Origin of the sequence: Nitratidesulfovibrio liaohensis, from assembly GCF_011682075.1 — a bacterium.
GTDB classification, from domain to species: domain Bacteria; phylum Desulfobacterota; class Desulfovibrionia; order Desulfovibrionales; family Desulfovibrionaceae; genus Cupidesulfovibrio; species Cupidesulfovibrio liaohensis.
This window is the reverse complement of record NZ_VSMK01000088.1, coordinates 1-26,909: the sequence shown is the minus strand read 5'-3', so window position 1 is coordinate 26,909 and position 26,909 is coordinate 1. Positions and strand designations below refer to the sequence as shown.

Here is a 26,909-nt window from a genome sequence, read left to right as displayed (position 1 = left end):
AGCGCCGGGCCGACGTGACGGCCCGCAGGGCCAACAGGGCCAGCGGCAGGCCCGCGCGGCGCACGCGGCGCATGATCTCCACATCTTCCATCAACGGCAGGTCGGGGTAGCCACCCATGGCGCGGAACACCCCAGCACGGAAAAACTGGGCCTGGTCGCCGTACGGGGTACGGGTGAGCCGGTTGCGCAGATTGGCCAGCGCCTCCACCACCCGGAGCCACGCCCCCGGCGCATCGATGGACAGGGTGAAGGCCCCGGCACCGGGAACGCATGCCCCGGCACTGCCGGTCGCAATCGCGGCAATCCCGCCGCATGCGGTTGATGCGGGCGCGGCAGCGTCCAAACCTTCGCCCCGGGCAGCGTGCGGCGACACAGCCATGGCCCGCAACACGGCGGGAAAGGCCCCGTCCGGCAGACGCGTATCCGCGTGCAGGAACAGCAGCACCTGGCCACGGGCCACGGCGGCCCCGGCATTCATCTGCCGGGCGCGGCCACGCGGGGCGACCACGGCACGCACGGGCAGCCCCGTATCGAAAAATTCTTCGGCGTTCCCACCGGTCACGAGTTGGCCTGTCGGGGCCACACTGGTTGCGGCCCGCCCCGCGTCCTTGCCCAGCGCCAGTTTCAGCGCCGCCAGCGTGTCACCTTCCGGGGCACCGTCGGCCACCACCAGTTCCACCGCACCCCGTGGCAATTCACCGGCCAGCGCACCCACGTGCCCGACCAGGACCGCGATGCGCTGCGCTTCGTGCAGCACTGGCACCACCACGGACAACAGCACGGGCACCGACGCGTCTTGTTCCGGGCCACGCCCGCCATGTTCCGACCCGCCCGGCTCCTGTCCACCATGCCCTGCCGGGCGCGGCGTTGCGCCGTTCGGCTCGGCCCTGGCATGCTGCGGCGTGGGTTGGGCTGCACTCATGGCGCGGATGATAGCCGTTCCCGCCCCGGCTGACAAACCCCGCGCGGCTTCGGACTGCAGGCAGGCACACCTCCGCGCATTCCGCGCCATCGCTTCTGCTCGTTCCGCACCACCGCCCGCCCCTCTTGCACCAGCACTCGCCTTGGCCCGATTCGCCCCCCCTTCCGCATCGAACACACGATGCTGACCTGACGCCAATCGCCGCCCGGCGTCACGCCAGCCCAGCCGTACCGCCCTGCGGGGCGTGACAAGCGCGGGGCAACACGCTAGGCTAAGAAACCCGGCCCCTCGCGCCGGTGCGGCACCGGATTTTCCGCCGGGGCCGAGCAACCCGCCGGGTCATCAGCCCGGCCCTTCCACTTTGTTCGCCGCGCAGGAGCATCATGACCAAGGTTTCCCCGCTGCCCGCCGCCCGTCTTCGCGCCACGCTCGACCCCACCCGCATCCAGTGGGAGACCAGCGACGCCATTCCGCGCCCGCCGCGCAACGGCATGCGCCGCACCCCCCAGCCCCGCGTGTTGCAGGCGCTGGAACTGGCCCTGCACATCCGTGACGGCGGCTACAACGTCTATCTTTCGGGCGAGGCCAACCTTGGCCGCACCTACATGCTGCGCGAATACCTTGCGCCGCGCGCCCGCAAGATGGAGACCCCGCCGGACCTCGTCCACGTCTACAATTTCGAGGATCCGGACAGGCCGCGCCTCATCGCGCTGCCCGCCGGGCAGGGGCGCAAGCTGCGCACCGCGCTCACCCAGGCCCTGTCCAAGGCCCGCAAGGAAGCCCCCAGCCGCTTCGAGCACGACGCCTTCGTGCGCAAGCGCACCCTGCTGCTGGACAAGTTCCAGACCCAGCGCAGCAAGCTGTTCAAGGAAATGGACACCGTGGCCGGGGGTGAAGGCTTCAATCTGGACATGGACGATTCCGGCAGCCTGACCCTGTACCCCATCGTTGAGGGCAAGCGCCTCAGCGAGGACGAGTACGAAAAGCTCGACGCCACGTTGCGCAAAAGCCTGAAACTGAAGGGCGACCGCCTGTTGCAGGCCATGACCGGCCTGATGCGCAAGCTGACCCGCGCCGAACAGGACTTCGTGGAGGATGAACGCACCCTGGAAAAGGAAGTGGTGCGCGAGGTGCTGGACCAGTTCCTGACGCCTCTGGCGGACAAGTTCGCCAAGACCTGCCCGTGCGATGAACTGAAGCGCTACTTCGCGGACATGCGCGAGGACATCCTGGACAACATCGAAGGCTTCGTGCAGCGCGACATGCCCACCCACATGCCGCAGCAGCAGCCGGATCTGGGGCCGCCGCCGGAAGACACGTCCTTCCGCTACGACATCAACGTGTTCGTGGACAACAGCGAAACCCACGGCGCGCCCATCGTGGTGGACGACCACCCCACCCCCTCCAACCTGCTGGGATGCATCGAGCGCGAATCGGAAATGGGCGCGCTGGTGACGGACTTCACCCTGGTCAAGGCCGGTTCGCTGCAAAAGGCCAACGGCGGCTTCCTGGTGCTGCACATGGAGGACATCCTGTCCTACCCCAGCGCATGGGAAGGCCTGCTGCGCGCCCTGCGTTCCGGCCTGGCCCGCATAGAGGACGCGGGCGACGGTCAGGAATCCACCAAGACCAAGGGCATAGAGCCGGAACCGCTGCGCCTGGACCTGAAGGTGGTGCTGGTGGGCACCGAGGAAATGTACGAGACGCTCCTGGTCAACGACGACCGCTTTCCCAAGCTGTTCAAGATCAAGGCGCACCTGACCGAGGCCACCGAACGCAACGCCGACGGGGTGAAGGTGTATCTGGCGCGCATTGCCCGGATCATCGACGAGGCCAAGCTGCTGCCCTTCGACCGCGACGCCATGGCGGGCCTGGTGGATTACGGCTCGCGCATCATAGAGGACCAGCGCAAGCTGTCGCTGAAGTTCCCGGTGCTGCGCGAACTGATGATCGAGGCGTCGGCCCTGGCCTCCATGAAGGGCAGCGCGCTGGTGGACCGCACCACCCTGCACGACGCCATGGTGGCGCGCACCTACCGCGCCAACCTGGTCGAGCAGCACTACATGGACGAATACGACCGCGAACTGATCAAGGTGCGCACCAGCGGCAGCGAAGTGGGCCGGGTGAACGGCCTTTCGGTGACCTGGTACGGCGACTTCGAGTTCGGCCTGCCGCACCAGATTTCCTGCACCGTGGGCGTGGGGCACGGGGGCATCATCGACCTTGAGCGGGAAGCCGAGCTTGGCGGGCCCATCCACACCAAGGCCATGATGATCCTCAAAAGCTACCTGGTCAGCCAGTTTGCCCGCACCAAGCCGCTGGTGATGACCGGCAGCCTGTGCTTCGAGCAGAGCTACGCGGGCATCGAGGGCGATTCCGCATCCGGCGCGGAACTGGCGGCGCTGCTGTCAGCCATAGCCGACGTGCCCATCCGGCTTTCGCTGGCCTTTACCGGTGCTGTCAGCCAGTCCGGCCAGATCATGGCCGTGGGCGGCGTGACCCGCAAGGTGGAAGGGTTCTTCGAGGTGTGCAGCCGCCACGGGCTGACAGGGGAACAGGGCGTGATCCTGCCCAAGGACAACATCGCCCACCTGATGCTGAAGCAGGAAGTGGTGGCCGCCGTGAACGAGGGGCGCTTTTCCATCTGGCCGGTGGCGCACATCACCGAGGCCATGGAACTGCTTACCGGCATGCCCGCCGGGCGCATGCGCGCCGATTCCACCTTTACCCCCGGCACCCTGTACGACAAGGTGGACCGCCGCCTGGCCGAACTGGGCAAGCTGGCCAAGGATGCCTTCAAGCAGAAGCGCAAGCGCTAGGCTGCGGCTGTAACCGACCATGAACGAAGCCCCGGCATCACCAGATGCCGGGGCTTCGTGCTGGGCTGCCGGGACAGCAAGAACGGAAACGACAGGCCACGTGCAGGCGCCCGGGCGTGCCGGAGGACATGCATGGGGCGTGTGGCGGGACGTGTCGGGCGACACTTCGGGGACGCGTCAGGTGCGCGTCAGGTGCCGCTTCGGGGCGCGTCATGCAGCCTGAAGGGACCAACCGCATGCGGCGCGGATGCGCCCCGGCTGGTCACCGGATGGGACCGGTTCGGCCCCCCATCCGCGGGCTACTTCTTCTCGACGCCCTTGCAGGCCCGTACCAACACCTCGCCGGGCAGCAGAATGTCCTCGCCGCAGTTCGGGCACTTCACCCGAATGCGGGCCGCTTCCGACGAGGGCAGTTTCTTGCGCATCATGAAAACCTTGTGACAGTATGGGCAGCGTACTCTCAAGCCTTCCTGGTCGTCCGGCGGCATCAACTTCTCCCTTGCGTATGCTGGACGCGGTTGGCCCCCCGCTGACCAGCACACGCCCCACGCCAAAGCGGGGGCAACATGCCGGCTCCCCCCACTTCCTATCCGGTAACCGCCACCGATGCAACAATGGCGGCAAGATGCACCCCAACCGCGCATCGCCTGCCGCGTTTCCGTGCCTTGACCTTGTCATGCCGGGGGGCGTAGAACCCGCCGAACATTCGACCTCCCACGGAATCCCCATGCACCCGCTGCTGCGCGACAGAAACCTGCACACCATCTTCGGCATCACCCTTACGGTGATCATGGGCGTTTCCAGCGTCATGCCCGCACTGCCGCTTATGGCACGTGAACTGGGCATTCCGCTGGCCTCGGTGGGGCTGGTGTTGACCGCCTTCACCCTGCCGGGCATCGTGCTGGCCCCCATCGCGGGGGTGCTGGCCGACCGGCTGGGCCGCAAGCGCGTGCTGCTGCCCGCCATGGCCCTGTTCGCCCTGGGTGGGACGGCCTGCTTCTTCGCGCGCGATCTTTCCACCCTGCTGGCCTGCCGCTTCGTGCAAGGGCTTGGCGCGGCCCCGCTGGGCGTGCTGTACACCACCCTCATCGGCGATCTGTACGAGGACAACGACCGGGTGCGGGCCATGGGGTACAACGCCGGTGTGCTCAGCCTGGGCACGGCCATCTTTCCCGCCGTGGGCGGCCTGCTGGCCGAATTTGGCTGGAACGTGCCCTTCCTGCTGCCGCTGGCCGTGCTGCCGCTGATGCTGGCCGCCGCGCGCCTGCGCCTGCCCGCCTCGCGTGCCACGCAGACCCTGGGCGAATATTTCCGCTCCACCCTGCGCATTGCGCTGTCGCCCCGCGCGCTGGTGCTGTTCGGGCTTTCCCTGCTTACCTTCGTGCAGTTGTACGGCCCCATGGTCACCTTCTTCCCGGTGCTGGCGGATACCCGCTTCCACGCCGCGCCTTCGCGTATCGGCGCCATCTTCGCCGTGTCCTCGCTGGGCACTGCCATGATTGCCTCGCAATTGGGGCGCCTGTCGGAACGCTTTCCCGCCAGGCGGCTGATCATGCTCAGCCATGTCTTCTACGCCGCCGCCATGCTGCTTCTGCCGCTGATGCCCGGCCTGTGGTGGCTGCTGGGGCCGGTACTGTGCTTCGGCATGGCCCAGGGCCTGAACCTGCCCAACCTGTCCACCATGATGACCTCGCTGGCCCCCACCCAGCAGCGCGCCGCCATCATGGCCGTCAACGGCACCCTGTTGCGCCTGGGACAGACCCTGGCCCCGCTGCTGTTCGGCCTGCTTTACGCCGGAGGCGACCTGCCCGCCGTGTTCGTGGGCGGGGCAGCCGTCAGTTGCCTGATGCTGGCGTTGGCGGCGTGGCGGCTGCATTAGCCTGCCCTCAGTCGGCCGGACCCGTCGGAATGCACAGGGGCCTTGCGGATGCTGTCCGCAAGGCCCCTGTGCATTCCAGTCTGCCGCCATTTTCCACGAATGTGCCGCGCGGCAGGCCGGTCCCCCCTCGCATACAGGCGCAAATGAGAGGAATGTGCAAAAGAAAGGTGGAATCATGCCTTCCGCAGCCTGCCACCCTGCGGTAAAAAACATGGGCAAAGCTATTGTCCCGGCAGGAGCAAAACCTGCCGACAGGGAACATCCCGCGCGGCAAGAACGGCATGACGACTGCGGCATACCCTGGCAATCATGGAGGCACATGACGATGAGCGAAACGGCAAAACCCAAAAAAGCGCACGCAGCACACGCATCCGGCAAGAACGAGCGACCCGCGCGCGGGCATCAGGCCGCCAAGGATGGCGCGAAAGGGACCCTTCACAAGAAAACCGGCCAAAAGGGCGCAGGCGCGGAGCCGTCAAAGGTCTATTTCACCGACATGCGGTGCAGGATCGGCACCAGCCTGCTCGACAAGTTGGACAAGCTCATGCTGGCGGCGGGGGTGGAGCGGATCAACTTCCAGAACGCCTTCGTGGCCATCAAGATCCATTTCGGCGAGCCGGGCAACCTTGCCTTCCTGCGCCCCAATTTCGCCAAGACCGTCGCGGATCGGGTGAAGAAGCTGGGCGGCATGCCCTTTCTCACCGATGCCAACACGCTCTACGTGGGCCGCCGCAACAACGCCCTGCTGCACATGGACGCCGCCTACGAAAACGGCTTCACCCCGCTTTCCACCGGCTGCCACGTGATCATCGCGGATGGCCTGAAGGGCGCGGACGAGGTGGAGGTGCCCATCGAGGGCGGCGTGCACCTGAAAACCGCCAGGATCGGCCGGGCCATCATGGACGCCGACGTCTTCATCTCCCTGAACCACTTCAAGGGGCATGAACTGACCGGCTTCGGCGGGGCCATCAAGAACATCGGCATGGGCAGCGGTAGCCGGGCCGGCAAGATGATCATGCACAACAACGGCAAGCCGCGCGTTGCCCACGACAAGTGCGTGGGCTGCCGCACCTGTGCCCGATACTGCAACCAGGACGCCATAACCTTCAATGAAGAAAAGAAGGCGTCCATCAACCACGAACTGTGCGTGGGCTGCGGGCGCTGCATTGCCACCTGCAACTTCGACGCGATCGACACGCCGTGGGAAGGCAGCAGCGACGACGTGAACATCCGGATGGTGGAATACGCCAAGGCCGTGCTGGACGGGCGCCCCAACTTCCACATCAGCGTGGTCAACCACGTTTCGCCCAACTGTGACTGCCACGGTGAAAACGATGCCGCCATCATCCCGGACATCGGCATCTTCGCCAGCTTCGACCCCGTGGCGCTGGACAAGGCCTGCATCGACGCGGTCAACGCCGCGCCGGTCATCCCCGGCACGGTGCTGGGCGACAAGTTCGGCAAGCAGTTGGAAGGCAAGGGCGAACCGGCCTGCGGCTGTGGCGGGCACGGGCAACACGACCATTTCCATGTTGTCCATCCCGGCACCAACTGGCGGAGCCAGATCGAGCATGCCGAGGCCCTGGGGCTTGGCAGCGGAACCTACGAACTGGTGACCATCAAATAGCCATGTGCACAGGGCAGCATGCTGCCTCTGCACGAAAGATGGAGGGGAGGGACCGGCAGTCCCTCCCCTTTTGCGTCACATCGACACCGGCATGGCCGGAGCCGTTTTTCCGACCTGACGGTCCGGGTCGGGCCATCCGGCAGGACTACCCTGCCGCCAACGCGATAATGGCCTTGCAGAACGCGGGCAGGTCGTCGGGCTTGCGGCTGCTGACCTGGTTGCGGTCCACCACCACCTCGGCGTCTTCCCAGGTGGCTCCGGCGTTGATCAGGTCGTCCTTGATGCCGGGGGTGGAGGTGCAGCGGAAGCCGCGCATGATGCCCGCCGAAATGGGAATCCACCCGGCGTGGCAGATGTGGGCCACCACCTTGCCCGCCTCGTGCATGCGGCGGGTCAGTTCCAGCACCTTGGGGTCGCGGCGCAGCTTGTCCGGGGCAAAGCCGCCGCTGATGACCAGCAGGTCGAAGCTGATGTCCTCCATGTCGGCGATGGCCGCGTCGGCCTTGCAGGGGTAGCCGTTCTTGCCCGTGTAGGTGCGGCCCTTCTCCGGCCCGGCCACCACCACTTCGGCGCCCTCTTCGATCAGGCGCAGCTTGGGGTACCACAGCTCCAGGTCTTCATACACGTCGTCCACGAACATGAGGACGCGCTTTCCCTTCAGACGTTGCATGGGTTCCTCCCGCCCCGCTCCGGCGGGGCAATCGACGTGCCGTAACTGAAAGGGGCGGCTTTCGCCGCCCCGTGAACCTCGCGCTACGCCTCTTAAGGGGCTGTCTCCAAATTAGGGTTTTTGTTCGTTGGCAAGGAAAACGAGCTTGGCATGAGGGAGTATACTCTTATCGTATTCGACCGACATGCCAAGCGAAGTTTGACGAAGCCAACGGGCAAAAGGACAATTTGGTGACAGTCCCTAAATGATGCGCTTGCGAATATGGGTGACGAACACCTCCGCGATGACCACCACCGCGAAGATGCATACCAGTATAAGCGCCACGCGGTCCCAATGGAACAGGTTGAGCGCCTCGTCGAGAGCCATGCCGATGCCGCCCGCGCCCACCAGCCCGATGACCGAGGATTCGCGCACGTTGATGTCCCAGCGGAACAGGGCGATGCCCCAGAACGCCGGGGAAACCTGCGGCCAGTAGCCCTTCAGGAAAACGCTGATCCACGGCGCACCGGCGGCGCGCAGCGCCTCGATGGGGCCGGGGGCGGATTCTTCCAGCGCCTCGCCGAACAGCTTGCCCACAAAGCCGATGGAGCGCACGGCGATGGTCACCGTGCCCGCCAGCGTGCCGGGACCGAACACCGCCACGAACAGCAGCGCCCAGACCAGCGTGTTGACCGAGCGCGACGAGACCAGGATGAACGTGGCCAGCCAGTTCAGCGCGGGCACGCGGCACACGTTGCTGGCCGCCATGATGCCCACGGGTATGGCGATGCCCAGGGTCATGATGGTGCCCAGCGTGGCGATGTGCAGCGTTTCGATGAGCACGGCGTGCACGCCGCGCTCGTAGTAGGCATAGTCCACCGGCCACATGCGCTTGAACAGGTCGGCCACCTGTTCCGGGGCGTCCATGAGGAATTCGGGTATGATCTCCACGGTGCGGAACGACCATGCCAGCAGGATGGCCGCCACGAGAAACACCACGAAGCGCGCCATGCGCTCCGCCGGGGTGAAGCGTTGCCAGATGCGGTCGGCACTCATTGGAACACCCCCTTCACCCGCACCGCCACGTACTCGGAAACCATGATCAGGGCGATGATGGCCAGCAGGATGGCGCACACGAAGCTGTAGTCGAAGCGCTGGAACGCGGCGGCCAGGGTACCGCCGATGCCGCCCGCGCCCACGATGCCGATCATGGTGGAGTTACGCAGGTTGGAGTCCACCTGATAGGTCGAAAAGCCGATGAACCGGTTCAGCACCTGCGGCAGCACGGCGAAGGTCAGCACCGAAAGGAACGGCGCGCCAGCGGCCCGCGCGGCCTCCACCGGCTTCAGCGATATTTCCTCGATGGCCTCTGCGAACAGCTTGGCCACGAAGCCGATGGACGCGAAGATCAGCGTCAGGATGCCCGCCAGCGGGCCGAAGCCCACGGCCTTCACGAACAGGATGGCGAAGATCACCGGGTGGAAAGAGCGGCACACGGCAATGAAGGCGCGCGCGGGCCAGGTCAGCCAGTCGGGCATCAGGTTGCGCGAGGCGCACAGGCCCACCGGCAGCGAAATGAGCACCCCGAACAGGGACGAAATGAGCGCGATCTGCAACGATTCCAGAAGGTTGTCTACCAGAAGCTTCCAGCGCTTGAATTCGGGCGGGAACATGGCCCCCAGAAAACGGGCACCGTTGTCCATGCCCGCCAGCAGACGGTCCCAGGAAATGTCCAGGATGGACAGGGCATACAGGCAGTAGAGCACGGCCAGCAGGTAGCCGAAACGTGCCCACCAGTTGACCGCGAAGGGCGCGGGACGGGCGACGGTTGCAGTGCTCATGCCAGCCAGTCCTCGCCGCCGTAGATGAGCTTGAGGTGCTCGTCGGTCAGGTCGCCGGGCACGCCGTCAAACACCACGTCGCCCTTGGACATGCCCACCACCCTGTCGGCAAAGCGGCGGCCCAGCGTCACGTCGTGGATGTTAACCAGCACGGGAATGTCGTTGACGGAGGCAACCTCGCGCAAGAGTTCCATGATCTCGACGGAGGTCTTGGGGTCCAGCGAAGAGGTGGGTTCGTCAGCCAGCAGGATGTGCGGCTGCTGCATCACCGCGCGGGCAATGCCCACGCGCTGGCGCTGGCCGCCGGAAAGCTCGTCGGCGCGGGCGCGGGCGAATTCGGTCAGCCCCACCATGTCCAGCAGGTCGTAGGCGCGCTCTATGTCTTCCTGCGGAAACTTGCGCAACCAGGCCCGCCAGGGCGAAATGTAGCCCAGGCGACCGCAGAGCACGTTTTCCATCACCGACAGGCGCTCCACCAGGTTGTATTCCTGAAACACCATGCCGATGCGGCGGCGTGCCGCGCGCAGGTCGGATCCGCGCAGGGTGCAGATATCCTGGCCGCTGACCAGGATGCGCCCGGAGGTGGGTTCGATGAGCCGGTTGATGCAGCGCAGCAGCGTACTCTTGCCGGTGCCGGACGGGCCGATGATGGCGGTGGTGCACTGCCCGGCCACGGTCAGGTTGATGTTCTTGAGCACGGGTTTGCCGCGCGTGTATTCCTTGCGCAGGTTCTCGACGACGAGCGACTTGTCGCCAGCGCTGCACGCGGGACGACGGGAGGTGGAAGCGGACTCTGTTGCCTTGTGCACTTGCTGATTCCCGGAGCTGCTGGTGAAGGACGCGCCACGACGCCCGATGGCATCCGGCCTTCGGGCGTGGTGCGTCCTGCGGACGGCGTGCCGGGTCCGTGTCCCGCGCCGGAGCCCGATGAGCCTGCCTGCGCGGTGGGCCGGTACGTTGGCCCGGGGAAACGGAGATGACACGCGGTTTCAAATGCCAGGCACGGGGCGCCCCGCGCCGCGTGCAAAAAAGGCGGGCACCGGACATGCCGGTACCCGCCGCATGTATGCTACTGCTTCTTGGCTTCGGCTTCCTGCTTCTTCTTGGCGGCCTCGGCGGCTTCCTTCTCGGCGATCTTCTGCAGACCGGTCTGGTTGAAGGTCTCGCCGTTGGCTTCCGCGATTTCGCGGATGACCGCCCAGTCCTTCTGGTAGGTCACGGGGAAGAACCGGTCGGCACCGCCGAAGGTCTTCTGCATTTCGGGGGTGAAGCGGTATTCGTGGAAAGCGTCGACGATCTTCTTCACCAGATCGGGGTTCAGGTCATGGGCATACCCGAACGAAGAGGTGGGGAACACGTCGCTCTGCCAGATGATGCGGTAGTCGGCTTCATTGATGCGCCCGGCCTGGGCCATGCGCTTGAACACGTCGCCAGCCACGGGGGCGGCGTCGTAGTCGCCATAGCCCACGCCCAGGATGGACTGGTCGTGCTTGCCCGAATAGACCACGGTGTAGTCCTTTTCGGGGGTCAGACCCAGCTTGGGGAAAATGGCGCGCGGGGCCAGGTTGCCCGAGTTGGAAGAGGCGGAGGTGTGCGCCACCTTCTTGCCCTTCAGGTCGGCCAGGGTCTGTACGGGGCTGTCCTTGCGCACGATCATCAGCAGGCGGTAGCCCTGGAAGCCTTCGGCGTCGCCCTTGACGGCGATGGGCACGTAGCCCGCCAGGTTGACCGCGTAGCAGGTGGGGCCGGTGGAGAACCCGGCGATGTGCAGGCGGCCGGAACGCATGGCTTCCACTTCGGCGGCGTTGGACTGCACGGTGTAGTAGACCACCTTCTTGCCGGTACGCTTTTCCAGGAAGGCCTGGAAGTCGGCAAAGGCGTCCTTGTACACGGCGGGATCTTCAACGGGGGTGTAGGTGAACACCAGCGTGCTCGGGTCCTTCCACTTGCCCTTGTCCTTGGGGGTGTCGGCCACCAGGTCCTTGTTGTCGTCGCAGAACATGCCGTCCAGCGAGCCACGGTTCGCGCAGTCGTCGGCGGCCATGGCGATGTTGGCGGACATGACGCACAGGCCCGCGGCCAGAACAACCGGAGCGAGCAGCAGCTGCATCCACTTCTTGGTCATTGCCTTCTCCTCGATATTGGCGTTGACGTTGGAATGATCGGCCCTTGCGGCGTCTCATTCTCGTCACCGAAACGCCGCAAAATCGTCACATTATAATTCGACGGAGTAAATTCTCAAAGCATTTTCTGCCCATCGGACATCCGCCGGGCACGGGGGAAACGGGCCGGATGACAGCATCCTTACGGATGCCCACCTCCAACGCAAGCGACGTTACTGTTACGCCGCGCATCAGGGTACAATTTCCTGCCCATCTTCTGCAAACGGTCAGTACCCTCCAAGATCATCCACTACAAGTGCGGGTTGACGCGAAAGCGATGCCAGATCCTCGCGCCGTGTTTCGCCGCTGAGCACAAGTATGAAGTCCATCCCGGCGTTTTCCGCAAGCAGCTTGTCCGTATAGATGCGGTCGCCCACCATGACCATTTCGTGGGGCTGGTACTGCTGGAGCAGTGAACGCAGCAAGATGGTGTTGGGCTTGCCGAACACGATGTCGGGCGTGCGTCCGGTGGCCGCCTCGTACAGGGCCATGAAACTACCCGCGTCGGGCAGCGGCCCCTGCGGCGAAGGGCAGACCTTGTCGGCATGGGTCGCCAGAAAGGCCACATCGGGCCGTTGCAGCAGCAGGCACGATTCCGTGAGCTTGCGGTAGGTGAGTTCCGTATCGTAGCCCAGCAGTACGGCCTGGCAGTCGTCCCCGGCGGTGAACGCGATGTCGGGCATGCGCTCGCGCAGGAACGTGGTGAAGTTGGCGTTGCCCACCGGATAGACACGGGTGATGGACTGCTCGCGCAGGTGGTCCACCAGCGGCAGCAGCGGCGAAAGCATGCGGTCGAGCCCGATGTGGATGCCCATGCCCGCCAGCTTGGCGGTGTAGTCGGCAAGGTTCTTGGACGTGTTGTTGGTCAGGAACTGGATGTCGCGCACCCCGAGGTTGCGGCGGATGAAGTCCACCGTGCCGGGAATGGGCCGGTCGCCCAGGTACACCGTGCCGTCCAGATCGAAGATGATGCAGCGCTTCTGGTCGAAATTCATGAAACTTCCCATGTGGTATGTAGACGCGATGCGTTGATGGAAAACGTCGGCCGCAGGCTGGTTGCCAAGTTGTCCTGAACGCGGCGAACCAGCGCGGCCCGGTGCGAGACTGACCGGGACTGGCCGGAATGGGCCGGAATTGGCCGGAATTGGCCGGAATTGGCCGGGACTCCGGGAAGGAACGCCCCCCCTCACGCGGCAACACCGGGAGCGCAGCACGTTCCCGGCAGCATGTCGCATGGCAGGCCTGTCGCGTCAACGCCGGGGGGCAGGTTCCGTGCTTCCCCGGCCCCGGCAGGCCCGTACCCGCCACATCGGAACATTGTGTTTCCACTTCATAACAGGCTGTTACAACAATGTTGCAGTGACACGGCAACTCCATTATAGCTAACGCGCCGCTGGGGGGCGGGCAGGCGGCAAGGCCGCTGCCCGACCGCATGCACCGAGCCCTTCTGGCGCGGTTTCGCTCCCGCCCGCCTTGCGCATCCATTCCATATACTTGCCCCGTCAGGAGCCACCCCACTTGCAGGAAAGGCAGACTCCGTCCTCGGCCTCGGCCCAGACTTCGAACCAGACTTTGGCCCAGACCCCGGGCCAGACAACTGACCGGACTTCGGCCCGGCCCGGGGCCGCATCCGCCGTCGAAGGTCAGGCCCAGCCCTCGCGCATCAGCTATCTCGACGGCATCCGCTTCCGCCGGGTGGTGCGTGCCGCTGCGCGCCGCCTCATCGAAAAGCACGGCCATCTCAACGCCATCAACGTGTTTCCCGTGCCGGACGGCGACACGGGCAGCAACATGGCGGGCACCATGAAATCCATCGTGGCTTCCACCTCGACCACACCGGAAAGTTCCATCGGACGCATGAGTTCCATCGTGGCCGAATCGGCACTGATGGGCGCGCGGGGCAATTCCGGGGTCATCCTGGCCCAGTTTCTGGCCGGGTTTTCCGAAGGGGTGAAGGATCTTTCGCGCGTCAGCCCCCGCGACTTCGCGGAAGCCGCGTCACTGGCCGCGCGCCGCGCCGTGGAGGCCATTGCCCACCCCAAGGAAGGCACCATCCTCACGGTCATCCGCGACTGGGCCGAACACCTGCGCGAAAACTGTCATTCCTACAAGGACTTTCACCACCTGCTGTACGATTCGCTGGACCGTGCCCGCCAGTCGGTGCAGGAAACCCGCGAAAAGCTGGCCGCGCTCAAGGCCGCCGACGTCGTCGACGCCGGGGGCTTGGGCTTTGTGTACCTGCTGGAAGGCATTGCCGAATTCACCGAGCGCGGCACCATCAACCGGCGCGGCAAGGCAGCCGGGTCTGCGGACACCACCGGTGCTGCCAGTACGCATGGCGACGATGAAACCGACAGCGCCACCTTGGGCGAGGCCCAGGAGCGGGTGGCCGTGGAGGAACTGACCTACGGCTACTGCACCGAATGCCTGATCCGCAGCGAGGCAACCAGCCCCATCGACCGAGAGGAACTGCGCGTCCGGCTGGAAGAGATGGGCGACTCCATCGTGGTGGCAGGTGCCGGGGCTGTGACCCGCATCCACGTGCACACCGACACGCCGGACACGGTGTTCGCCATTGCCGCGGAATACGGCGCGGTGTCGCACCACAAGGCAGAGGACATGCTGCGCCAGCACCGCGACCTGCTGGCCGCCGTGGCGGGGGGGCACCCCCAGGCAGCGCCCGCGCCCACCGGCACCGCCGTGGTCACCGATTCCACCTGCGACCTGCCGCGTGAACTGCTGGACCGGTACGCCATCCGCACCGTGCCCCTGCGCCTGTTCCTGGACGACGAGGAGTACGTGGACAAGGTGAGCATCTCGGCGGACGAGTTCAACCGCCGCCTGCCCTCGTCCCGCTCCGCGCGCACCTCGCAGCCAGCGCCCGCGGACTTCCGCACCGTATATGAAGAGGTGCTGGCCACCCATGCCCAGGTGGCCTCGCTGCACGTAACGGCCATGTACAGCGGCACCCACCAGTCCGCCGCCACCGTGGCGCGCATGGTTTCGCCGCACATCGCCGCCGTGGACTGCCGCACCCTGACCGTGGGCCTGGGCCTGGTGGTGCTGGAGGCGGCCCGCCGCGCACAGGCAGGCATGGACGCCGCGGAAGTGGCCCGACTGGCCGCGCGCGATGCGGACAACCTGCATGTGTACGTTTCCATGGAGACCCTGGACTTTGCCGTGCGTGGTGGCCGCATGAGCCGGGGCACCGGCATGGTGGCCAAGCTGCTGCACATCAAGCCGGTGCTGTGCTTCGACCCGCGCAAGGGTGGCAAGGTGGACGTGGCGGCCAAGGGCATCGGCCCGCGCCGGGCCGGGGAAAAGCTGTTCACCCTGCTGGAGCGGGCGCTGGCCAGCCTCGACAACCCACGCTTTGCCATTGCCCATGTGGGCGCGCCGGACACCGCCGCCCGCTACGCCAGGGAGCTGGAATCCCGCTTCGGCGTGGCCCCGCTGTACGTGGTGCCTGCGTCTCCGGTGCTGGGCTGCCACAGCGGCCCCGGCGCCTGCGCCGTGGCCCTGCTGGGCGACCCCAGGAACGGGTAACGACGCCGGACGCGCCTGACGTATCATGGGTGTCAGTGGCGTCGGGCGTATCAGTCGTAATCTGGCGCATCGGACACGGCAGGGAGAGGCCAATCGGTCGCCACGCCCTTCCCGCACCCGCCGCGCCGCCGGATAATCATTCCCCGGCGCGGCTTTTCGCGTTGGCGCCCTTGCCAGACGCCCGCCTTGCGGCTATCTGTCAGAATATGGAAGGCAGCGGAAGGGCACGCCCGTCCGCCCGCCATCCGGCATCACAGGCAGCCACGGACCGGCAGCCCCGAACCGACGACATGACGCCGTCCCCACCCGCATTCCGGATGATAGCGGGGGACGCAGCCATGCCGTGATGGCCTACGTGCCAGAGGGGGGTGCGCCATGGCGTACATCTATTCGGACATCTCCACCTTTTCCGGGCGCAAGATGCTGGAAATGGTGCTGGGCCAGCAGGTACGTTCCGGCATGCGCCTTCAGGTGACGGACGAAATCATCGCCCTGTACATGCGTTCGTTGCAGGTTGCGGAACAGTATCCCACCAAGATCATGACCGCCTCGCAACGCGGCGTGCCGCCGGAAGTGATCCGGGGGCTGATCGCAAGCTGGTCCATCTGACGCATCCACCGGCGGCTCCTTCGGGGGCCGCCTTCACGTTGTCCGCCGCCCGGCTGCCCGCCATGGCTGCACCGGCTATCCGCCATATCATCCGGGCTCGGCCCTGCTCCCTCCTGTCGGCCAGCGCGCCAATTCATCCGGCACATTCCGGCACATTCCGGCGTACCTTCTGCAACCACGTCCGCCCCGGTCCGACTGCCCCGTGCCGCGCATCCCGTGTGCAACGTCCCCCGGACTGCACATTCTCCATACGTCACCGCCCCGCCTGCGCATCGGCCCGCATGCCGCGCCCCCGCTGCATCACCACCGCATTGCCAGCCACCCCGCGCCATACCCCCGGCATGCTTCCACTGTTTGCACAACCGTGCGACTTGTCGAATTTTCCTTGCCGTGACCCGTGGTTGCGTTTATTGATGGCCCAAACGCGCGCAGGGGCGGCACTCTTGCCGCTCGCATCATCCCGGCCCACGCGGACCGGCCACCACGGAACGGACGCCCTGCTCCGTTGCACCCAAAGCCACCACTGGTGTGCCCATGTCAAAGAAGCAAAAAGGTCAGACCCGCGTCTGCGTCTACCCGGACTGGTGCAAGGGCTGCGGCCTGTGCGTGGCGTTCTGCCCCGCCAAGGTGCTTGTGCTGAACCCCTTCGGCAAGGCCGAGGTGGCCAACGAGGACGAGTGCATCAATTGCGGGTTCTGCGAACTGCACTGTCCGGACTTTGCCATTGCCATCAAGCCGCGCACCCGCAACGGCGCCAGCCAGCCGGACCCACGTAGCGGATGGAGCGACCCGGAATCCGAACATGGCCGGGCCTCTCCGCCCGAACCCACGCCCGAACCGAACCCCAACCCCGAAGAGTGACGCCATGGCGGTGCAACGCAAGAAACGCAAGAGACGCGAACTGTTCGCGCTCGGCAACGAGGCGGTGGCCGAGGGCGCACTGCTGGCCGGGTGTTCGTTCTACGCCGGTTACCCCATCACCCCGTCCACCGAAATCATGGAGGTCATGGCCAACCGCCTGCCCCTGATCGAAGACGGCGTGTTCATACAGATGGAGGACGAAATCGCCAGCATGGGCGCTGCCATCGGCGCGTCGCTGGCGGGCCGCAAGGCCATGACGGCCACATCCGGCCCCGGCTTTGCCCTGATGCAGGAGCACATCGGCTACGCCTGCATGGTCGAGGCGCCACTGGTGGTGGTCAATGTCATGCGCGGCGGCCCCAGCACCGGCCTGCCCACAAGCCCCGCCCAGGCCGACGTGCAGATGGCCCGCTGGGGCACCCACGGCGACCACCCCATCATCGTACTGTCCGCCTCCAACGTGCAGGAATGCCTGGAGATGACCGTGACGGCCTTCAACTTTGCCGAAAAGTACCGTACCCCGGTCATCCTGCTGCTGGATGAGGTGACGGCCCACACCCGCGAAAAGATCACCGTGCCCGACCCGGACGAGGTGGAAATCCTTTCCCGCGTGGAACCCACGGTGCCACCGGAATGGTTCAAGCCCTATGCCGACACGGCGCGCGGCGTGCCCGCCATGGCCCCCATCGGCTCCGGCTACCGCACCCACGTCACCGGGCTGACCCACGACGTCATGGGCTACCCCACCCAGCGCCCCGATGAAGTGAAGGACGCCATGCTGCGCCTGTTCCGCAAGATCGATCAGTATTACGGCGACATCCAGATGGCCGACGAATACATGATGGACGACGCGGAAGTGGCCGTGGTGGCCTATGGCAGCGTGGCGCGTTCCGCCCACCTGGCCGTGGAACAGGCCCGCGAACGCGGGGCCAAGGCCGGACTGCTCACCCTGAAGACGCTGTTCCCCTTCCCCCGCCCGGCGGTGGAAAAGCTGACCCACCGCTGCCACACCGTGGTGGTGCCCGAAATGAACATGGGGCAGATGTCGCGCGAGGTGAAGCGCGTCAACAACGGCCGCACCAAGGTGCGCACCATCAACCGGGTGGACGGGCAGATCATCACGCCCTCCGAAATCCTGAAAGCCATACTGTAGGTGGGCCATGGCGGACGTTACCCAACTCATCCACGACTACCTGCGCCATAACAAGAAGTTCCCCCACGTGTTCTGCGCGGGCTGCGGCCACGGCATCGTCCTGGGATCGCTGATCCGCAGCGTGCACGCGCTGGGCCTGCCCAAGGACGATGTGGTGCTGGTGGCGGGCATCGGCTGTTCCGGCCGCATGGCCGTGTATGTCGACTTCAACACCGTGCACACCACCCATGGCCGGGCGCTAACCTTCGCCACCGGCATCAAGATGGCCAACCCCAAGCTGAAGGTCATCTGCGTCATGGGCGATGGCGACGCCATGTCCATTGGCGGCAACCATCTCATCCACGCCGCGCGGCGCAACATCGGCGTTACCGCGCTGATCCTGAACAACCAGATCTACGGCATGACCGGCGGGCAGTGTTCGTCCGCCACGCCGCAGGGCGACATATCCATGACCACGCCCTTCGGATCGCTGGAAAAGGCCTTCGACATCGTGGAGATGTGCAAGGCAGCCGGCGCCAGCTACGTGGCGCGGGGCACCTCGTTCCACGCCATCCAGCTGGACCGGCTGATCAGCTCGGCCATCATGCATCCCGGCTTTTCGGTGGTGGAAGTGTTCAGCCCCTGCCCCACCCAGTACGGGCGCAAGAACAAGTTCCGCAACGCCGTGGACATGTACAAGTGGCTGAAGGCCAACACCGTGAAGGTGGAAACCCTGAAGGAGCCGGACCAGAAACCCGCCGACGGGCGCATCCCCATCGGGGTGTTCCGCGACGTGGAAGAACCGGGGCTTGAGGAACGCTACTTCGAACTGCAACGCAAACTCATGGGGCAGAACCGATGAAGGCGCCGCAACCCATAGACCGTTTCGAAATCCGCCTTTCGGGCCTGGGCGGGCAGGGGCTGATCACCCTGGGCCGCCTGCTGGGCTCTGCGCTGGCGCTGGGCCACGGCTACTACGTCACCCAGACCCAGAGCTACGGCCCCGAGGCGCGCGGCGGCTCCAGCCGCGCCGACGTGGTTGTCAGCTCGCGCCCCATCAGCTACCCCAAGACAGAAAACCTGGACCTGCTGGTGGCGCTGAGCCCCGAGGCGTGCAACAGCTACTACCGGCTGCTGAAAAGAACCGGTATCCTGCTGGTGGACACCACTCTGGTAAAGCACGCGCCCACCAACGTGTACCTTGGTTTGCCGTTCACCCAGATGGCCAAGGAGCAGATTGGCAACCCCATGACCATCAACACCATGGTCATGGGCGCGGTGACGCACCTTCTGCCCTTTGCCGACCCCAAGGTGATGCGCAAGAGCCTGGAAGCCAACCTGCCCGCCAAGATCCGCGAGGTGAACGCCAAGGCCTTCGCCCTGGGGCTGAAGCAGGCCCAGCGCAACTTTGGCGATGCGGGCGGCATCTGGGCGGCGGCGGAGGAGAATGGGGCGCATTCTGAAGACGACATCATCGTCTAGGGGCGCGCCCGTCCTTTTGCCCCCTGTCGGACCGACCCGAAGGGCGCGAAGCGTGGCCGTTGGACGAGCTTGCGAGTCCTACGGCCATCGAGAGCTGGCTGTCAGGCATCGTTCGCCGCTCCGATCACGCACCAAAGAGTGCGCTCCCATCGCGGCGAACTTGCCTTCCTTGACAGGGAACAAAAATCCTGGGCGCGCCAGAAATACGAGCGTCTTGCCTTCCTTTCCGGAAAACGGAATTCGCGCCGCGCGCACGAATGAACGCAAAGGGCGTGAATACAGAAAGCCCTGATGTGAACAACGCACTTCCGCCCCTCGCCGGGCGCAGACGGACCGGACCATGAGCACGACCATTGAAGAATTGACGGTGAATTACGAAGAAGACGGCCAGCTTGTGGTCAAGGAACTGGACAAGGCCGTGCTCTCCAAGGGAGCATGGACCACCATCCTGTTCCGCTATCAGCAGTGGGACCCCAAGACCGAAGACTACGGTGCGGACAAGTACGTGGTGAAGCGCTACAAGAAGACGAACGGCGAATACCGCGCCCAGTCCAAGTTCAACATCTCCAGCGCCGACCAGGCCCGCAAGATCATCGAGGCCTTGCAGGGCTGGCTGGACGAAGATCCCACGGCGTAAGCCGGTCGGGTCGGCCAGTCGGGGCAGCCCGACAAACCCAGGCAAGCCGGTCAGCCAGACAAGACAGACTGGACAGGCCGGACAACACCGGACCGTACCTGACATGCATCATCGGAATGCAACGGGCGGGATTGCGCAGTGCGCGCAATCCCGCCCGTTTTCGTCATTCAGCCATCCGGCGCGGTGATGCCGCGCCGCTTCGCCCTGACAGGGCGCGGCTCAGTCCACGGGCACGCACTCCACGAAGCGGCCGACATCGCGAAAGCCCAGTCGGGCATAGACGCGGTACCCATCGCCCGAGGCTTGCAACACCGCGTGGCGGCAGCCCGCCTGCCGGGCGTGCAGCAAGACGGCACGGGTGACGGCAGTGCCGAGCCCCCGGCGCCGGAAGGCATCCAGCGTGCACACGTTATACACACCCGCCACGTCGAGGGGCGCGGCGTTCCCCGCCGCAGGGTATCCCGACGCGGTGCGGTACGCTTCCGCTGCCGCAGCCGGTTGGCCGTCCAGGTACGCCACCAGCAACGTTGCCGGACATCCGGGGCTGCACAGGGCCGGGGCGGCGCGGCGGTAGAAGCGCAGCACCTCGCCGTCGGGCGGATTCCAGTTGGCGGCCAGTACCGAGGCAAAATCGGCAACGCCCGAGGCATCACAGACAACACGGATATCCAGTCCCGGCGTTGGCGCTGGCTCTTCCGGTTCCGCATCCTCCAGTTGCAGATACATGCCGGTTTCCACTTCGCCCACGGCAAAGCCGTGCGTGACCAATGCGGCGGGGATGTCTTCCCCCTGCCCTGCCCCGTCGCCCGCGCCGGAAAGCGGGCCCAGCCACCATGTGTATGGCGCTCCATGCCCACCGAAGAACGACCGCACCGCCGCCACGGTATTCGCGAGCGGTACGCCGCCCCCATACCCGAAGGCCTTGTTGAAGGTGTCCGAAGCCACCCCGGCGTACACGGCGCGCACGTCCGACCGGTCCAGCAGTGCTGGCTGCTCAGGCTGGATGGCCCGCTCCGGCGGCATCGGCATGACCGCCCCGTCCGGGCAGTCGGCCATATCCCCGCCGTTCACCAGCGCCACCTGCGCCGCCAGCCGGGTTGCCAGGTTGTCCTCGATGCAGCGTTGCATTTCACGAATATTCATTGCTGTTCCCATGGTTCACTCTGCTTCGCGTGTCCCGCCAAACGCAAACGACCGGCCCCCGTTGCCGGAAGCCGGTCGCAGAACATGCGTGCGTCAGCCGGGGCGGCGCCTACTTCATGCCGCGCGCCTTGGCCACGGCGAACTTCTTGGCGTCTATGCCGTACTTCTTCACCTTGTAGTTGACAATGCGGTAGCTCACGCGCAGGTCGCGGGCTGCCTGCAGCATGTTGCCGCGCGCCTTCTTCAGCGCGTCCACCAGCAGTTCCTGCTCGAACTTGGCCACCGCCTCGCAGAACGAGAGGTTGGTGTCCGTGGCGGTGGATTCCGCCGTCTGCAACGAAGGCGGCAGATGGTAGGTGCGGATGACCTGTTCGTCGCACACCAGCACCGCGCGTTCGATGCAGTTCTTCAGTTCGCGGATGTTGCCGGGCCAGTGGTACTGCGTCAGCAGGTCGATGGCCGGGGTGGAAATGCGCTTGATGCTGCGCGCATATTCGTCGGAATAGATGCGCAGGAAGTGTTCCGCCAGCGGCAGGATGTCCTCGCGCCGCTCGCGCAGCGGGGGAATGAAGATGGGGAACACGTTGATGCGGTAGTACAGGTCCTCGCGGAACAACCCCCGCTCCACAAGTTCTTCCAGCGGCTGGTGGGTGGCGCAGATCAGGCGCACGTCCACGGTGATGGTCTGTTCGCTGCCCAGACGCTGGATTTCCTGCTCCTGGATGGCGCGCAGCACCTTGGCCTGGGCGTTGGGCGACAGTTCGCCCACTTCGTCCAGGAACAGGGTGCCCTTGTTGGCCAGTTCGAACAGGCCCTTCTTGGTGTGCACGGCCCCGGTGAAGGCGCCCTTCTGGTAGCCGAACAGTTCGCTTTCCACCAGTTCGGAGGGCAGCGCCGCGCAGTTCAGCTTGATCAGGGGCATCTCGCGCCGGGGGCTGGCCTGGTGGATGGCTTCCGCCAGCAGTTCCTTGCCGGTGCCCGATTCGCCGCGCAGCAGCGCCGTGGCGCGGCTGGGGCCAACCTGGGCCGCCTGGTTCAGCACCAGTCTCATTGCTTTGGACGCGGCAACCACGTTGGACGGGGTGAACCCGATGTCGTTGCTGTCGCCCACTATGAGGCCCTGGGTCATCAGGTGCTTCTGGCGGGCCATTTCCTCCTGCAGGTACGAGGCGTGGTTGGCGATCATGCCCGCCACCACCTCCAGGAACCGGCAGTGCGATTCCAGCTGCGGCATGGGCACCGAGGGGGTGTCCACGCTCAGGGTGCCGATGACCTCGCGGCCCTGCCGGGGTTCGTCGGCGGGGCCAAGAACCGGCACGCAGATGAAGGCCAGGGTTTCCTGCTCCTCGTCCGAACGGCCAAAGGCCTTGTTCAGGAACGCCGGGTGGTCCTTGATGCGCGGCACGATGACCGGCTGCCCCGTGGAAAACACCTGCCCCGTCACGCCCACACCCGGCTCGTATTCGACATGATCCGCCTTGGTGGGCGTCTGCGACAGGCTGAGCTTGAGGGTGCGGGTTTCCGGGTCGAAGATGACGATGTGCGGTCGCTGGAAGTCATGGTTTTCAGCCAGCGTGCGGAGCAGCGACTTCAGGGTGGACTGAAAGGGTCGCTGCGGCCCCATGTCGGACACGATCTTCTGGAGCGTGCCGAGATAGGGCTGGAGGCGCTTGTCGTCGGTGATGGTGGTCATGCGGTCAGCTCGCGGAGGCTACGGCCCGAACGCCCAGTTCGACCGCCCTCAGGTTCATGTCCATGAGTTTGGGGGCAAGATGGATGCGGATGGCGGCTTCCAGCGCGTCCGGGCCGAAGGGCAGAAGCCCCGTGGCGCAGGCAGCGCCCAGCAGCACGCTGTTGCCCGCCTGCACCGACCCGGCCTGAAGGCCCAGGGTGCGGCACGGCAGGAACCACGATTTCGCGGCGCAGCCTTCCACCTTGGCGCGGATGCGCTCCATCTCGGGGTAGGCTTCGCGCCCGGTGGAAACGCCCACCGGCGGCAGCGGCTCGGTGTTGGACAGCACGCTGCCCCCGGCAGCCAGGTGGGTCATGCCGCGCAGGGTTTCCAGCGGTTCGAAGCCAAGGATCAGGTCCGCCTCGCCATGGCCGATCTTGGGGCTCTTCCAGCCGCCGAGCAGGATGGTGGATTCCACCACCCCGCCGCGCTGGGCCATGCCGTGGATTTCGCCGGAGGTCACTTCCAGCCCCTGGTCAAGGGCGGTGCGGGCCAGCAGCGTGGTGGCGGTCAGGGTGCCCTGTCCGCCCACGCCGGTAAGATAGATGCGGATGCGTGCGGGGGTGCTCATGCGTCGCTCCTCTTGCGGGCCTTGATGGTGTCCGCAACCTGCAGACAGACCATGCAGCCGCCGCAGAGGTTCTCGTCCACGTGGATGCCGGTGTCGTCGCGGAAGAAGGCGGGGCAGGCCAGGTGTTCCAGACAGTCGGCCACGGACGGCCCCTGCTCGGCAACGTAGGCCACCTGGTTGCGCGGCTTCTTCAGGGTGCGCCGGGCGTAGAGCACGCACGGTTCCTCGGCGATGATCACGCGCACGCCGGAACGTTCCTTCATTTCCGCCAGGGCCTTCATGGTGGACTTGACGTTGAAGGGCCGCACCTTGACCACGTCGGCCACGCCGCAGCCGCGCACCACGGCCTCTATGTCCAGGTGCACGCAGGCGTTGCCCAGCACTTCCTGGACCACGCCGGGGTTGGGCTGGTGCCCGGTCATGGCCGTGGTGCCGTTGTCCAGCACCACCACGATCAGGTCGTGCTTGTTGAACACCGCGTTGACCAGCCCGGTGATGCCGGAATGGAAGAAGGTGGAATCGCCGATGAAGGCCAGCGTGGGCTTGCCCGACGCCGTGGCGAAGCCGGACCCCGCGGACACCGACGAGCCCATGCAGAACAGGAAGTCGGCCATGCGCAAGGGCGGCAGCAGCCCCAGCGTGTAGCAGCCGATATCGCTGGAGTAGACGGCGTCGTCGCCGAACACCTTGCGCACGGCATAGTACAGCGCGCGGTGCGAACAGCCGGGGCACAGGTTGGGCGGGCGCACGGGCAGGGCCGTTTCCGGGTCGCAGGCGATCGGCAGCCGGGCGGTTTCGCCCAGCAGGTCAGCCAGGGCCTGGGTGACGGTCTGGGTGGAATATTCGCCGTAGATGGTCAACGCGCCGCCCTTGCCGCTGACGGCAACGGGCAGGTTGGTGCGCTGCACCAGCGCGCGCACGTCGTTTTCCAGCAGGGGTTCCAGTTCTTCCAGCACCAGCACGGCATCGCACTGGGACAGGAAGTCGGTCAGCAGGTCTTCCGGCAGGGGCCAGGTCATGCCCAGGTCCAGCACTTTCACCCGGTCGGCCCAGCCCGTCTCGTGCAGGGCGTCGGACAGGTAGGCGCGGCTGATGCCGCTGGCGATGACGCCGAAGCGCCCTTCGCCGCGCACGGTGTTCCACGGGGAATGCTCGGCCTTCTCCCGCGCCATGCCCAGGTGCTTGACCAGTTCGGCGTGGCGCACGCGGGCCACGGCGGGCACGGGCACGAAACGCCGGGGATTGCGCTCGAAGGGCACGATGGACGCGGGCTGGCCCAGCGGGCCGAATTCCACGGCGCCACGCAGGTGGTTGACGCGGGTGGTGGTGCGCAGCAGCACGGGCTGTTCAAGCTCGCGCGCCAGCAACAGCGCGTCGCGCGTCATGTCCTTGGCTTCCTGCGCGGTGGCGGGTTCGAAGCACGGCATGCCCGCGAAACGGGCGTAGGTGCGGTTGTCCTGCTCGTTCTGGCTGGCGTGGCAGCCGGGGTCGTCGGCGGAAAGCAGCACCAGGCCGCCGGGCAGGCCGGTGTAGGTCATGGTCAGCAGCGGGTCGGCGGCCACGTTGACGCCCACGTGCTTCATGGTGACCAGGGTCAGGGCCCCGGCCAGGGCGGCACCCGCCCCCACTTCCATGGCCACCTTCTCGTTCACCGAATATTCCAGGCGGTAGCGCCCACCGCCGCCAATGCGGCGGAACGTGTCGGGCACTTCGGACGACGGGGTTCCGGGGTAGCAGGCCACCAGGTTGACGCCCGCCTCAAGCGCGCCGCGCACGATGGCCTCGTTGCCCAGCAGCAGGCGCCGTGCGCCCGGTTCGTCGGCCAGCAGGGGGTTCACCGGGCGGGTGCCCGGAGTCGGGGTGGGTTCGCTCATGGGCTTACGCGCCCCCCTTCTGCATGCGGGCCTTCAGCGCAGCGGCGCGGCTCTTGAAATAGTCCTTGTTGCCTGCGGACTCGGTGGCCATCAGCTGTTCATAAGCAGCCACGGCACGGTCCAGCTTGCCCGCACGCTCCGCCACGACGGCCAACTGGCCGCGCACGGCATTGCGCGAAATCTCGCTCACCGAATTTTCCAGCCCTTCCAGCACGGTCAGGGCCTCGGCGTCCTTGCCCGCCTGCGACAGGGCCTGCGCACGGCCGATTCGGGCCACCACGCCGGTGGCGCCGTCGGCGGCGGCCAGGCGTTCCCAGGCCGAAGCGGCTTTGTCGTAGTCCTTCAGTTCCATGGCGGCGGCGGCAAGGTCCAGCAGCACGGCGTTGCGCACGCCCGACGGTGCCTTGGCCAGGAACGCCTCCAGGGCCTGCACGCGATCCGCGCCGGTCTTGGCCACGGTGATCATGCCCAGTTCGGCCTGCGCCTCGCGCGCCTTTTCGGCGGCCCACCAACGGTAGCCCGCGCCGGCACCGGCGGCCAGCACCAGCACGCCGAGCCCGGCGGCGATGGTGCGGGCGTTGTCGAGCACGAAGCGCAGCAGCGGCGCGGCCTCGCCAGACACCTCGCCTTGCAGCGGCTGGGGAATTACAGGTTGCTGCTGGGCGCGCGGCAGGCCTTTGCGGATTGTGTTCTCCGACATGCGAATTGCTCCTTGGAATGCGGCGCGGGGCCGCTTTATGGCTGGAAATCGCAAAGCCCGATACTTCTACGTTCCCATTACAGAAATGTCAAAAGGATTCCGGGCGGAGGCCGGTTTCTCGCGGCCCGTATGGGCTTGCGGGTTTTGACAAGGTATTTCCGCCCCTGCCTGCGGCGCCGCCCGCGCGAATCATGCAAGCCGTATTGCGTGATGCGCGCGGGGGCCATCCCGCCCATGAAGCGCCGTCATGATGGCAGACGTTCCGCATGCCCGCGCCGCACCAGCTTTCCCCTCCTGCGCTCACCCCCTGCACGAACGGAGGACATGCATGCCACAACGACGGAAAGACGTACCGCCGCGGCCCTTCCGCACGCCCGAGGGGGCATACTGTTGCGTTGCCGGGGGGCTGCGGCTATAGCAATCTTTCGCAACCTTCACCGCGTTCCGCCACCACACGGAACGCCAGAGCGCCGGAGCCGCCATGAGCACGCAGAACATTTCTTCCGCCCCCGGCACCACACAGGACATCGCCACGGGCGACATCGTCCAGTTGGTCGAATCCATGGGCAAGCGCGCCAAGGCAGCCGCCCGCAAGCTGGCCGCCGCGGCCCCCGCCGCCAAGATCGACGCCCTGATCCGCCTGGCCGGGCTGCTGGAATCGCGCGAGGCCGACATCCTGGCCGCCAACGCCAAGGACCTTGCCGCCGCCGAAGCGGCAGGCAT

At 66.1% G+C, this 26,909-nt stretch carries 23 protein-coding genes and 1 pseudogene; 11 read left to right on the top strand and 13 right to left on the bottom strand.

Going from position 1 to position 26,909, the window contains the following annotated elements:
- The coding region (locus tag FVW27_RS03975) for a glycosyltransferase (RefSeq protein ID WP_341806069.1) at positions 1–787 on the bottom strand (787 nt) is incomplete at its 3' end.
- A 518-nt stretch (positions 788–1,305) separates the two neighbouring features.
- On the opposite strand from FVW27_RS03975, the gene FVW27_RS03970 reads away from it, so the two are divergent.
- On the top strand, positions 1,306–3,741 hold the full coding sequence (locus FVW27_RS03970; protein ID WP_167122938.1) for a Lon protease family protein: 2,436 nt from the start codon (positions 1,306–1,308) through the stop codon (positions 3,739–3,741).
- A 299-nt stretch (positions 3,742–4,040) separates the two neighbouring features.
- Here FVW27_RS03970 and FVW27_RS21110 read toward each other — a convergent pair whose 3' ends face one another.
- Positions 4,041–4,169, bottom strand: coding sequence for a hypothetical protein (locus tag FVW27_RS21110; RefSeq protein ID WP_279586599.1), 129 nt, complete (start codon positions 4,167–4,169; stop codon positions 4,041–4,043).
- Between the two features lie 299 nt (positions 4,170–4,468).
- Here FVW27_RS21110 and FVW27_RS03960 point away from each other — a divergent pair, with 299 nt between their 5' ends.
- Together FVW27_RS03960 and FVW27_RS03955 are read left to right on the top strand one after the other, a co-directional pair.
- Entirely contained in the window at positions 4,469–5,620 is a 1,152-nt protein-coding gene (locus FVW27_RS03960) for an MFS transporter (protein ID WP_167122935.1), read from the top strand.
- A gap of 319 nt (positions 5,621–5,939) precedes the next feature.
- Positions 5,940–7,247: a DUF362 domain-containing protein gene (locus tag FVW27_RS03955; RefSeq protein WP_341806068.1), complete on the top strand. Its 1,308-nt coding sequence runs from the start codon at positions 5,940–5,942 to the stop codon at positions 7,245–7,247.
- A 145-nt stretch (positions 7,248–7,392) separates the two neighbouring features.
- Here FVW27_RS03955 and FVW27_RS03950 read toward each other — a convergent pair whose 3' ends face one another.
- The 6 genes from FVW27_RS03950 to FVW27_RS03925 all read right to left on the bottom strand — a co-directional run bounded on the left by FVW27_RS03950 (position 7,393) and on the right by FVW27_RS03925 (position 12,894).
- Positions 7,393–7,917, bottom strand: coding sequence for a type 1 glutamine amidotransferase domain-containing protein (locus FVW27_RS03950; protein ID WP_167122933.1), 525 nt, complete (start codon positions 7,915–7,917; stop codon positions 7,393–7,395).
- Positions 7,918–8,157: 240 nt separating this feature from the next.
- Positions 8,158–8,952, bottom strand: a complete 795-nt coding sequence (gene phnE, locus FVW27_RS03945) for a phosphonate ABC transporter, permease protein PhnE (RefSeq protein WP_167122931.1) — start codon at positions 8,950–8,952, stop codon at positions 8,158–8,160.
- Positions 8,949–9,737: a phosphonate ABC transporter, permease protein PhnE gene (phnE, locus tag FVW27_RS03940; RefSeq protein WP_167122929.1), complete on the bottom strand. Its 789-nt coding sequence runs from the start codon at positions 9,735–9,737 to the stop codon at positions 8,949–8,951. The genes phnE (FVW27_RS03945) and phnE (FVW27_RS03940) overlap by 4 nt, the downstream gene beginning before the upstream one ends.
- Positions 9,734–10,546 carry a phosphonate ABC transporter ATP-binding protein gene (gene phnC, locus FVW27_RS03935; RefSeq protein ID WP_012611746.1) on the bottom strand — a complete coding sequence of 271 codons (813 nt, stop codon included), beginning with the start codon at positions 10,544–10,546 and terminating at the stop codon, positions 9,734–9,736. Before phnC ends, phnE (FVW27_RS03940) begins: the two co-directional genes overlap by 4 nt.
- Before the next feature lie 260 nt (positions 10,547–10,806).
- Complete coding sequence (phnD, locus tag FVW27_RS03930; protein WP_167122926.1) at positions 10,807–11,862, bottom strand: phosphate/phosphite/phosphonate ABC transporter substrate-binding protein; 1,056 nt, start codon at positions 11,860–11,862, stop codon at positions 10,807–10,809.
- 264 nt (positions 11,863–12,126) lie between these two features.
- Complete coding sequence (locus tag FVW27_RS03925) at positions 12,127–12,894, bottom strand: HAD-IIA family hydrolase (RefSeq protein WP_167122924.1); 768 nt, start codon at positions 12,892–12,894, stop codon at positions 12,127–12,129.
- A gap of 700 nt (positions 12,895–13,594) precedes the next feature.
- On the opposite strand from FVW27_RS03925, the gene FVW27_RS03920 reads away from it, so the two are divergent.
- The 7 genes from FVW27_RS03920 (at position 13,595) to FVW27_RS03890 (ending at position 20,166) form a co-directional block, all read left to right on the top strand.
- Positions 13,595–15,445 carry a DAK2 domain-containing protein gene (locus FVW27_RS03920; protein WP_341806070.1) on the top strand — a complete coding sequence of 617 codons (1,851 nt, stop codon included), beginning with the start codon at positions 13,595–13,597 and terminating at the stop codon, positions 15,443–15,445.
- A 375-nt stretch (positions 15,446–15,820) separates the two neighbouring features.
- Complete coding sequence (locus FVW27_RS03915) at positions 15,821–16,054, top strand: hypothetical protein (protein ID WP_167122922.1); 234 nt, start codon at positions 15,821–15,823, stop codon at positions 16,052–16,054.
- 534 nt (positions 16,055–16,588) lie between these two features.
- Entirely contained in the window at positions 16,589–16,915 is a 327-nt protein-coding gene (locus FVW27_RS03910; protein ID WP_167122920.1) for a 4Fe-4S dicluster domain-containing protein, read from the top strand.
- A gap of 4 nt (positions 16,916–16,919) precedes the next feature.
- Positions 16,920–18,068 carry a 2-oxoacid:acceptor oxidoreductase subunit alpha gene (locus tag FVW27_RS03905; protein WP_167122918.1) on the top strand — a complete coding sequence of 383 codons (1,149 nt, stop codon included), beginning with the start codon at positions 16,920–16,922 and terminating at the stop codon, positions 18,066–18,068.
- Between the two features lie 7 nt (positions 18,069–18,075).
- Entirely contained in the window at positions 18,076–18,909 is an 834-nt protein-coding gene (locus tag FVW27_RS03900) for a 2-oxoacid:ferredoxin oxidoreductase subunit beta (protein WP_167122916.1), read from the top strand.
- Positions 18,906–19,529, top strand: a complete 624-nt coding sequence (locus FVW27_RS03895) for a 2-oxoacid:acceptor oxidoreductase family protein (RefSeq protein WP_167122914.1) — start codon at positions 18,906–18,908, stop codon at positions 19,527–19,529. The genes FVW27_RS03900 and FVW27_RS03895 overlap by 4 nt, the downstream gene beginning before the upstream one ends.
- A 340-nt stretch (positions 19,530–19,869) precedes the next feature.
- Positions 19,870–20,166, top strand: a complete 297-nt coding sequence (locus FVW27_RS03890) for a hypothetical protein (RefSeq protein ID WP_167122912.1) — start codon at positions 19,870–19,872, stop codon at positions 20,164–20,166.
- Between the two features lie 219 nt (positions 20,167–20,385).
- Here FVW27_RS03890 and FVW27_RS03885 read toward each other — a convergent pair whose 3' ends face one another.
- From FVW27_RS03885 to FVW27_RS03865, 5 genes are all read right to left on the bottom strand, one after another.
- Complete coding sequence (locus FVW27_RS03885) at positions 20,386–21,309, bottom strand: GNAT family N-acetyltransferase (protein WP_243838195.1); 924 nt, start codon at positions 21,307–21,309, stop codon at positions 20,386–20,388.
- 109 nt (positions 21,310–21,418) lie between these two features.
- Entirely contained in the window at positions 21,419–23,002 is a 1,584-nt protein-coding gene (locus tag FVW27_RS03880) for a sigma-54-dependent Fis family transcriptional regulator (protein WP_167122908.1), read from the bottom strand.
- Between the two features lie 4 nt (positions 23,003–23,006).
- On the bottom strand, positions 23,007–23,612 hold the full coding sequence (locus tag FVW27_RS03875) for an indolepyruvate oxidoreductase subunit beta (protein WP_167122906.1): 606 nt from the start codon (positions 23,610–23,612) through the stop codon (positions 23,007–23,009).
- Positions 23,609–25,486, bottom strand: coding sequence for an indolepyruvate ferredoxin oxidoreductase subunit alpha (iorA, locus tag FVW27_RS03870; RefSeq protein ID WP_167122904.1), 1,878 nt, complete (start codon positions 25,484–25,486; stop codon positions 23,609–23,611). The genes FVW27_RS03875 and iorA overlap by 4 nt, the downstream gene beginning before the upstream one ends.
- Positions 25,487–25,490: 4 nt before the next feature.
- Positions 25,491–26,186, bottom strand: a complete 696-nt coding sequence (locus tag FVW27_RS03865) for a tetratricopeptide repeat protein (RefSeq protein ID WP_167122902.1) — start codon at positions 26,184–26,186, stop codon at positions 25,491–25,493.
- Positions 26,187–26,667: 481 nt separating this feature from the next.
- Here FVW27_RS03865 and FVW27_RS03860 point away from each other — a divergent pair.
- Positions 26,668–26,909, top strand: a pseudogene (locus tag FVW27_RS03860) (glutamate-5-semialdehyde dehydrogenase); the annotation flags it as partial.

What these genes read in the sequence shown, in the direction of transcription:
- FVW27_RS03970 (WP_167122938.1), top strand. Translation starts at nt 1,306, where the DNA reads ATGACCAAGGTTTCCCCGCTGCCCGCCGCCCGTCTTCGCGCCACGCTC.
- FVW27_RS21110 (WP_279586599.1), bottom strand. Translation starts at nt 4,169, where the DNA reads ATGATGCGCAAGAAACTGCCCTCGTCGGAAGCGGCCCGCATTCGGGTG.
- FVW27_RS03960 (WP_167122935.1), top strand. Translation starts at nt 4,469, where the DNA reads ATGCACCCGCTGCTGCGCGACAGAAACCTGCACACCATCTTCGGCATC.
- FVW27_RS03955 (WP_341806068.1), top strand. Translation starts at nt 5,940, where the DNA reads ATGACGATGAGCGAAACGGCAAAACCCAAAAAAGCGCACGCAGCACAC.
- FVW27_RS03950 (WP_167122933.1), bottom strand. Translation starts at nt 7,917, where the DNA reads ATGCAACGTCTGAAGGGAAAGCGCGTCCTCATGTTCGTGGACGACGTG.
- phnE (WP_167122931.1), bottom strand. Translation starts at nt 8,952, where the DNA reads ATGAGTGCCGACCGCATCTGGCAACGCTTCACCCCGGCGGAGCGCATG.
- phnE (WP_167122929.1), bottom strand. Translation starts at nt 9,737, where the DNA reads ATGAGCACTGCAACCGTCGCCCGTCCCGCGCCCTTCGCGGTCAACTGG.
- phnD (WP_167122926.1), bottom strand. Translation starts at nt 11,862, where the DNA reads ATGACCAAGAAGTGGATGCAGCTGCTGCTCGCTCCGGTTGTTCTGGCC.
- FVW27_RS03925 (WP_167122924.1), bottom strand. Translation starts at nt 12,894, where the DNA reads ATGAATTTCGACCAGAAGCGCTGCATCATCTTCGATCTGGACGGCACG.
- FVW27_RS03915 (WP_167122922.1), top strand. Translation starts at nt 15,821, where the DNA reads ATGGCGTACATCTATTCGGACATCTCCACCTTTTCCGGGCGCAAGATG.
- FVW27_RS03910 (WP_167122920.1), top strand. Translation starts at nt 16,589, where the DNA reads ATGTCAAAGAAGCAAAAAGGTCAGACCCGCGTCTGCGTCTACCCGGAC.
- FVW27_RS03905 (WP_167122918.1), top strand. Translation starts at nt 16,920, where the DNA reads ATGGCGGTGCAACGCAAGAAACGCAAGAGACGCGAACTGTTCGCGCTC.
- FVW27_RS03900 (WP_167122916.1), top strand. Translation starts at nt 18,076, where the DNA reads ATGGCGGACGTTACCCAACTCATCCACGACTACCTGCGCCATAACAAG.
- FVW27_RS03895 (WP_167122914.1), top strand. Translation starts at nt 18,906, where the DNA reads ATGAAGGCGCCGCAACCCATAGACCGTTTCGAAATCCGCCTTTCGGGC.
- FVW27_RS03890 (WP_167122912.1), top strand. Translation starts at nt 19,870, where the DNA reads ATGAGCACGACCATTGAAGAATTGACGGTGAATTACGAAGAAGACGGC.
- FVW27_RS03885 (WP_243838195.1), bottom strand. Translation starts at nt 21,309, where the DNA reads ATGAATATTCGTGAAATGCAACGCTGCATCGAGGACAACCTGGCAACC.
- FVW27_RS03880 (WP_167122908.1), bottom strand. Translation starts at nt 23,002, where the DNA reads ATGACCACCATCACCGACGACAAGCGCCTCCAGCCCTATCTCGGCACG.
- FVW27_RS03875 (WP_167122906.1), bottom strand. Translation starts at nt 23,612, where the DNA reads ATGAGCACCCCCGCACGCATCCGCATCTATCTTACCGGCGTGGGCGGA.
- iorA (WP_167122904.1), bottom strand. Translation starts at nt 25,486, where the DNA reads ATGAGCGAACCCACCCCGACTCCGGGCACCCGCCCGGTGAACCCCCTG.
- FVW27_RS03865 (WP_167122902.1), bottom strand. Translation starts at nt 26,186, where the DNA reads ATGTCGGAGAACACAATCCGCAAAGGCCTGCCGCGCGCCCAGCAGCAA.